We start from the raw sequence: 7,378 nt of genomic DNA, 5'->3' as shown, positions 1-7,378 counted from the left end.
CGGTTCTTGCCGGCACGGGAGCACCTGGCGGGTCGAGCGGCACGGTTCTTGCCGGCACGGGAGCACCCGGCGGGTCGAGCGGCGCGGTTCTTGCCGGCACGGGAGCACCTGGCGGGTCGAGCGTCCTGTCGAGCTGATGTCGTAGACGACTCACGCCAAGCGCCGGGCGTCGACCTGCGGCTTCCCTCCACGTTGAGCCGGGAAAGGCGTCTCGACCTTCGCCGGTGTCGGCGCCGCCCGCCCGCCGCCCGCCTGCCGACCGCCTGCCGACCGGCGACGAGGCGCTCCCCCGCGGATCTGCGACGTCGGGCGAATCGTCTACGACATCAGCTCGACAGGGCCGCGGAGACACCAAGCCGGTGGCGGACCGGACCGCGCCCGCGCTGGGCGCCGGGCTGCTGCGCCGGACCGGGCTGAGATCTGCGCACGCTGGAAGAACCGGGGCGAGGGCGGCTACCCCATGATGAGACGCGGACATCGATCCCGCACGATCCGCTGCTGGCAGGAGGGGTCGGGCGGGCGCGTCCAGGTCGACCGGTGGTCGCCGTTCGCCGGTCATGGGCGGCGTCGCCGGCGTCGGCGTCGCGTCCGGGTTCCATCCCCCACCCTGAGGAGCGCACGTGACGCAGACCCAGAGGTCCCCCCAGCAAACCGACCCAGCCGTCCGGATCCGGCCCGACACCGGGCGGGCCGGGACGTCCGCGTTCGTCAGCGGGTACTTCCCCCGGCGGCGTGGGCTGATCATCCTGCTCAGCGTCCTCGGCGGCTTCCTGCTGACCGTGGTCTGGTCGGCGGAGTTCGTGGACCAGACCATCGGCGACAACGTCGCCAACACCCTGCTCGGCCACGACGCCAAGGAGACCCCCATCCAGGGGATCGCGGCCGGCGTCCTGTTCGCCTTCGTCTCCGGGATCGCGGGCACGTTCACCGCCTGCAACATCGCCGCCTTCGGCGCCCTCGCCCCGCTGACCGGCACCACCGGCAGCAGGTTCAGCCGGTTCGTCCAGCCGTTGAAGCCGCTGGGCTGGATGTCGGTGGGCATGATCGCGGTGTCGGCCACGTACGGCGCCATCGTGGGCCTGGTCGGCACGTCGATGCCCCAGTTCTCCACGGTCGCCAACACGCCCGGCACCCTGTCGCCCCGCAGCATCCAGTCGATGGTGGTCTTCGGCGTGATCGGCCTCATCATGATCTATCTCGGTCTGGCGGCGCTCGGTGTGGTGCCGGACCCGTTCGCCCGGATCGCCCGGCGGCACCCCAACGCGCCGATGGTCTTCATGGGCGCGCTGATCGCGGGCTTCCTCATCGGACGGCCGTTCGCGCTGTTCCGGCAGATGTTCCGCGACGCCGCCGAGAGCGGCAACCCGCTCTACGGGGCGGCCGCGTTCACCCTCCAGTCGATCGGCAACATCGTCATCATGGCGGTGCTGTTCCTGCTGCTGGCCTGGCTCGCCGGCTCCCGCCTGCAACGCTGGTTCAGCGCCCGGCCGACCCGCCTGGCCACCCTGACCGCGGTCGCCTTCATCGTCGCCGGCGCCTTCACCTTCCTCTACTGGGACGTGCGGCTGCTCGCCCGCCGCGAGATCATCCCCTGGTACCCGACGGCGCCCTGGTCCTGATCGGACCGGTCGCGGGGCCGGGGCGTGCGGCCCGGCCCCGCGACCGTCGGCGCTACCGGGTCCACTCCGCCCCGGCCGGACCGGCGGGCGACTGGCGCGCCGTCAGCGCGTCCCCTGCTCGCCGAGCCAGGTGTCGAACGTGGTCGGCGCGATGCGAGCGCCCTCGCCGGGCAGGAGCACCTCGCCGGCCATCTCCGGGCCGAACAGCCCCGACCACGTCGGCACGAGCCTGACCTTCCGGCCACGCGCCTGATGCGTACGCCGGGCCATGTCGACGAGGTCCTGCGGCTCGGGACCGGCGACGTCGGCGTACCGCCCGCGCGGCTCGCCCACCGCGATCTCGGCCAGGATCGCGGCGACGTCCGCGGGCGCGATCGGCTGCACGAGCAGCGGCGCGATCGTGGCGACGCCGTCCTGCTCCGTCCACCCGGTGACCATGTCGGCGAAGTCGTGGAACTGGGTGGCCGGCACGATCGTCCACGGCACCGGACCGGCGGACACCAGGCGTTCCTGCTCCCGCTTGCCCGCGTAGTGGGCGTTGCCCTCGACGCGGGCGACGCCCACGATCGACAGCAGGACGTGATGGCGTACGCCGGCCCGCTCCTCGGCGGCGAGCAGGTTGCGCGTGGCGGCACCGAAGCTCGCCACCGCCTCGGCCGGGTCGGCGGCCGGAATGTTGGTGGCGTCCACCACCGACTCGACCCCGGCGAGGGCGTCGTCGAGCCCCGCACCGGTCGACAGGTCCACGCCGACCGCGCGGCTGATGCGGACGACGTCGTGCCCGCCCCGTTCGAGGGCGGCCACGGTCAGGGAGCCGATGTTGCCGGTCGCGCCGGCCACGGCGATGCGCATGAGGATCATCCCCTTCTCTCCGTTGCCCGCCGACCGTAATCCAAGACTAAGCAGATCCGCAATATCCGCGTTATCCTGGTGATCGTGAAGCTGCCCGTGAGCACCGAATGGCTGTTGCACTGCGCCACGTCGCTGGCCCAACTCGAACCGCGAGCCACCGCGTCGGCGGCCCAGCTCGCGGAGCACTACGACCTCCCGGCGCCCTACCTCGCCAAGCAGCTCCAGGCGCTGGTCCGGGCGGGGGTCCTGGCGGCCACGACGGGACCGCGTGGCGGGTTCCGGCTCGCCCGCAAGCCCGCGGAGATCACGCTGTTGCAGATCGTGGAGGCGGTCGACGGCCCGTCGTCACCGTACGAGTGCCGCGAGATCCGCCAGCAGGGACGCGGCGCGCTGCCGGCCGAGGAGTGCCGGAACGCCTGCATCCTCGCCGCGAAGATGGCTGACGCGCACGACGCGTGGCGGCGCAGCCTGGCCGGGGTCTCCCTCGCCGACATCCTCGGCGAACTGCCGGCGTGGGCACCGGAGCGCACCCGCTCGCTGCTCACCGGCGCGAAGGACGCCGGGAGCGGTCGGCGGGGCACGCCCCGCTGACCGCGCCGCCCGGCGTCACACCTTGAGCAGCACCTTGGTGCAGTCGTCCTGCTTCTTCTGGAAGATCTTGTAGCCCTTGGCCGCGTCCTTGAGCGGCATCCGATGGCTGATGATGAAGCTGGGGTCGATCTCCCCGCGGCGGATGCGCTCCAGCAGCGGGCGGGTGTAGCGCTGGACGTGGCACTGCCCGGTACGCATGATCAGCGAACGGTTCATGAACGCGCCCATCGGGAACTTGTCGACGAAGCCCCCGTACGCGCCGACCACGGAGACCACCCCGCCGCTGCGGCAGGCCAGGATCGCCTCACGCAGCGCGAAGGGCCGTTCCGTCTCCGCCCGGGCCGCCTGCTTCGCCCGGTCGTACGCGTACACGGCGGTGTTGCCGTGGTGCCCCTCCAGGCCGACCGCGTCGATGCAGGCGTCCGGCCCGCGACCGGCGGTCATCTCGTTGAGGGCGTCGAGCACGTCGGTGTGCTCGTAGTTGAGGGTCTCGGCGCCGGCGTGCTCCTCGGCCAGCCGCAGCCGGTACGGGTACCGGTCGATGACGATCACCCGCTCGGCGCCGAGCAGCCGGGCGCTGGCGGCGGCGAGCAGCCCGACGGGACCGGCGCCCCAGACGGCGACCACGTCACCGTGCTTGATGTCGCACATCTCGGCGCCCATGTAGCCGGTCGGGAAGACGTCGGCGAGCATCACCGCCTGCTCGTCGGGGACCTCGTCGGACACCTTGATCGGCCCGACGTCGGCGAACGGCACCCGGGCGTACTCGGCCTGGCCGCCGGCGTAGCCGCCGAGCAGGTGGGAGTAGCCGAAGATGCCGGCCGGCGAGTGGCCCATGACCTTCTCGGCGACGCCGGCGTTGGGGTTGGAGTTCTCGCAGACCGAGTAGAGGCCGCGCTGGCACGAGGTGCAGTGCCCGCAGGCGATGGGAAACGGCACCACCACCCGGTCGCCGATCCGCAGGTTGCGCACCTGCGGGCCGACCTCGACCACCTCGCCCATGAACTCGTGGCCGAGGATGTCGCCCTTGCGCATGGCCGGGATGTAGCCGTGGTAGAGGTGCAGGTCGGAGCCGCAGATGGCGGTGGAGGTGATCCGCACGATGGCGTCGCGGGCGTTCATGATGGTCGGGTCGGGCACGTCGACGACCTTGACGCTGTCCTTGCCCATCCACGCGGTGGCCTTCATCGTCTGTCCTTTCGTGCCGGCGTTCAGCGACGGGCCGCGGGCAGCGGCTGGGCCGGGCGCTGCATGAGCTGTTGGCGTACGGAGATGCCGTCCGGGCTGCCCTCGGAGCGGACCACCTCGCCGGTCTCCACGACCTGCTTGAACCGGCGCAGGTCGTCGCGGACCTGCTGCTCGGGCTCCTCGCCGAAGAGCTTCGCCACGGCCCGGCCGAGCGCGCCGGCCGGCGGGGCGTAGCGCAGCTGCACCCGGACCTCGGTCCCCCGGTCGCCGGGCGCGGGCACGAACCGGACCCGGCCGGCGTTGGGCACCCGGGCGCCGGGCAGCGACCGCCAGCCGAGCGAGCGGTTCGGCTGGTCCTCGACGATCTCCGCGTCCCACTCGATCCGGCGGCCCGCCGGGCCGCGGGCGGTCCAGTGCGACCGGCGCAGATCCTCGGCGCGTACCGACTCCAGGTGGGACATGAAGCGGGGCAGGTTCTCCACGTCGCGCCAGAACCGGTACGCCTCCGCCGGGGACCGGTTGACGGTGACCCCGAGGTCCATCCGGATCACCCGCCGGCCGGCCCGCCGCGCGCGGACCTGGCGTACGGCGGTGACCAGGTCGACGGCGGCGATGCCGGCGATCACGGCGGTGGTGAGGCCGACCCGGCGGCGGCGCTCGCCGCACCGGTCCGCCCAGGCCCGGCCGAGCAGGGCGAGGTCCGCCGCGTCCCCGGCCACCCGGGTCCACGTCCAGCCGGCCGGCCGGCGACCGGCGATCAGGCCGGCGGCGTGGACCAGTTCGCGGGCCCCCACGACCGGGATCACCGTGCGCGCGACGGGCGAGTCGTCCACACCGGCCAGTCGGGCCAGCGGCCCGGGCGCGGCGATCGCGCCCACGCCGAGCGCCAGGCTGAGCCAGCCCAGCGCCCGGGGTGACGGCGCGGCCGGCTCCGGCCCGTCCAGTTCCGGCAGCAACACCTCGTCGGACCTGTACACGGTCGGCCTCCTCGGCTCGGCGTCGGCAGGCCACCCCGGTCGGAGCGGGCGGCCCGGCGGTGGAAACCGCCACCGTGACGCTATGCCCCCGAATTGACCCATGAACCCCGAATCGAGACAGAACCCCGTTGTGGGCGCGACGCCGTACCGCCGACGGCTCGTCGGATCCTGGCGTGGGGCGGGGACCGTCGCGGCTGACGGCCCCCGCCCGTCGGCGGGATCAGCCGCGGGTGGCGGTCCCGCCTCCGTCCACGTCGGGCGGCTTGTTGCCGCGCGGTGGTCCGAAACGGCCGTTGCCGGACGGACGTCGGAACCGCCGCTACGCGGCGTAGGTCTCGAACTCGGCGACCCTCGGGGTGCCGGCCGAGCCGGTGACGTCGAAAGTGATCTTGCTCAGCGCGGTCGCCGGGAAGGTGATGACGCCCGCTCCGCCGCCGGAGGCCAGGACGGCGCCGGTGTCGTGGTTGACGAGCCGCCAGGACCCGATGTTGCCGATGGCGCCCGCCGCCTCGCGGATGACGACCCTGGACACCCTGGTGGCGGAACCCCACTTGATCGAGATCTGACCGGTCGAGCCGGCCGGCGACCAGTAGGTGCTCATGTTGCCGTCCCGGACGTTGCCGTAGCTCGTTCCGTCGGCCTTGCTGGAGCCGTCGGAGCCGGCCCCGATGCTCAGGTTGGGCCCGCCGGGCTGGGTGGGCGTCGGCGTGGGGCTGGTGGGCGTCGGGCCGGGGCTGGTGGGCGTCGGGCCGGGGCTGGTGGGGGTCGGCCCGGGGCTGGTCGACGTCGGTGCCGGCGTCTGCGGCGAGCAGTTGCCGTCGGACTCCCGCAGGCCCGTGTTGGCGCCCGCCGTCTGGCGGACGACGTCCGGCACGCAGGCGGCCCCGTCGAGGGTGTAGGCGTACGGGATGCTGACGGTGGTGTTGGACTGCGGGTTGGGGCCGGCCGGGTAGTTGTCGGTGCCGGGGCTCGACCAGGTCACGTTGTCGAAGACGTTGCCGGCGACCTGCCAGTAGCCGCGCTCGCTGGTGTAGAAGGTGCCCAGGACGTCCTTGGAGTTGCGGAAGTAGTTGTTCTCCACCTTGGCCTGCCCGCCGGCGCGGGAGTTGATGCCGGACTCGCGGAGGCTCACGTAGTGGTTGTTGTAGATGTGCGCGATGCCGCCGCGCAGCAGGGGCGTGCGGGAGTCGATGTTCTCGTACAGGTTGTGGTGGAACGTGACGAAGCCGTTCGAGCGGTCGCTCTCACTGGACCCGATGAGGCCGCCGCGGCCGGAGTTGCGCAGGATGCTGTAGGACAGGGTCACGTACTGGGTATCGTCCTTCATGTCGAAGAGGCCGTCGAACCCCTCCGACTCCCCGCCCGACGCCTCCAGGGTGACGTGGTCGACCCAGACGTTGCGGACGTTGCTCTCCATGCCGATGGCGTCACCACCGTTGGACGTGGGTGAGCCCGACTTCTTGACGTTCCGGACGGTCACGTTCCGGATGATGATGTTGCTGGCCTCGCGGATGTGGATGCCCAACTGGTCGAAGACGGCTCCGCTGCCGACCCCGATGATCGTGACGTTGCTGATCTGCTTGAGTTCGATCACCCCGTCGGCGGTGCTGCAGCTTCCGCCGGACACCTTGCTGGTGTTGCCGTGGTTGATGGTGCCCGTGACCTCGATGACGATCGGGGTGCTGCTGCTGGCCCGACCGCAGAGGGCCGCGTGGATCGCGGTCCCCGTGGTGGCCCGCACCGTCTGCCCGCCCGCCCCACCGGTGGTCCCACCGTTGCGCGTCGCGTAGCCGGTGGCGGAGCCGGCCGCCGCCGACGCCTGGTGCATCGGCAGCGCCACCACGATCGCGGCCCCGACGGCCGCCGTGGCCAGCGCCGCCTGGAGTCGCAATGCGACTGGTCGTCTCATCCTCGCCTCACCTTCGACTTCGAATGCTGGGGCGCCGGTTCGATCCCGGCCTCGTCGGCGCCGATCACACGTGCCTGGAAAGCGCTTTCCACGACCGAGGATAGGGAGACGTCGATTAATCTGGCAAGGATGTGTCCGGGTTGCGGGTGAATGTCCGACCCGATGCGCGACTCTCCGACGACCGCCGACCGACGGTGCGCGACGTCGCCCGCGCGCACCTGGGCTCCCCCACGATCCACGCA

7 protein-coding genes are annotated in these 7,378 nt (G+C 72.4%); 2 read left to right on the top strand and 5 right to left on the bottom strand.

Annotated features, from left to right (window positions below):
• Positions 1-620 precede the first annotated feature (620 nt).
• Entirely contained in the window at positions 621-1,619 is a 999-nt protein-coding gene (locus tag ACSNOB_RS13260; RefSeq protein ID WP_436686924.1) for a hypothetical protein, read from the top strand.
• Between the two features lie 102 nt (positions 1,620-1,721).
• Here the strand turns inward: ACSNOB_RS13260 and ACSNOB_RS13255 are convergent, their stop codons facing one another.
• A complete protein-coding gene (locus tag ACSNOB_RS13255; RefSeq protein WP_436686927.1) occupies positions 1,722-2,471 on the bottom strand; it encodes an SDR family oxidoreductase in 750 nt (249 codons plus the stop codon).
• 84 nt (positions 2,472-2,555) lie between these two features.
• Here ACSNOB_RS13255 and ACSNOB_RS13250 point away from each other — a divergent pair, with 84 nt between their 5' ends.
• Complete coding sequence (locus ACSNOB_RS13250) at positions 2,556-3,062, top strand: RrF2 family transcriptional regulator (protein WP_436686923.1); 507 nt, start codon at positions 2,556-2,558, stop codon at positions 3,060-3,062.
• Between the two features lie 15 nt (positions 3,063-3,077).
• Here ACSNOB_RS13250 and ACSNOB_RS13245 read toward each other — a convergent pair whose 3' ends face one another.
• The 4 genes from ACSNOB_RS13245 to ACSNOB_RS13230 all read right to left on the bottom strand — a co-directional run bounded on the left by ACSNOB_RS13245 (position 3,078) and on the right by ACSNOB_RS13230 (position 7,354).
• On the bottom strand, positions 3,078-4,250 hold the full coding sequence (locus ACSNOB_RS13245) for a zinc-dependent alcohol dehydrogenase (RefSeq protein ID WP_436686922.1): 1,173 nt from the start codon (positions 4,248-4,250) through the stop codon (positions 3,078-3,080).
• 23 nt (positions 4,251-4,273) lie between these two features.
• Positions 4,274-5,227, bottom strand: a complete 954-nt coding sequence (locus ACSNOB_RS13240; RefSeq protein ID WP_436686921.1) for an SRPBCC family protein — start codon at positions 5,225-5,227, stop codon at positions 4,274-4,276.
• A 319-nt stretch (positions 5,228-5,546) separates the two neighbouring features.
• Positions 5,547-7,136 (bottom strand): pectate lyase family protein, encoded by a 1,590-nt coding sequence (locus ACSNOB_RS13235; RefSeq protein WP_436686920.1) that lies wholly within the window; start codon positions 7,134-7,136, stop codon positions 5,547-5,549.
• Positions 7,133-7,354, bottom strand: coding sequence for a hypothetical protein (locus ACSNOB_RS13230; RefSeq protein WP_436686919.1), 222 nt, complete (start codon positions 7,352-7,354; stop codon positions 7,133-7,135). Before ACSNOB_RS13230 ends, ACSNOB_RS13235 begins: the two co-directional genes overlap by 4 nt.
• Positions 7,355-7,378: the final 24 nt, after the last annotated feature.

Origin of the sequence: Micromonospora sp. URMC 106, from assembly GCF_051386395.1 — a bacterium.
Lineage (GTDB): Bacteria > Actinomycetota > Actinomycetes > Mycobacteriales > Micromonosporaceae > Micromonospora.
The sequence above is the reverse complement of the archived record's forward strand: the minus strand, read 5'-3'. Positions and strand labels throughout refer to the sequence as shown.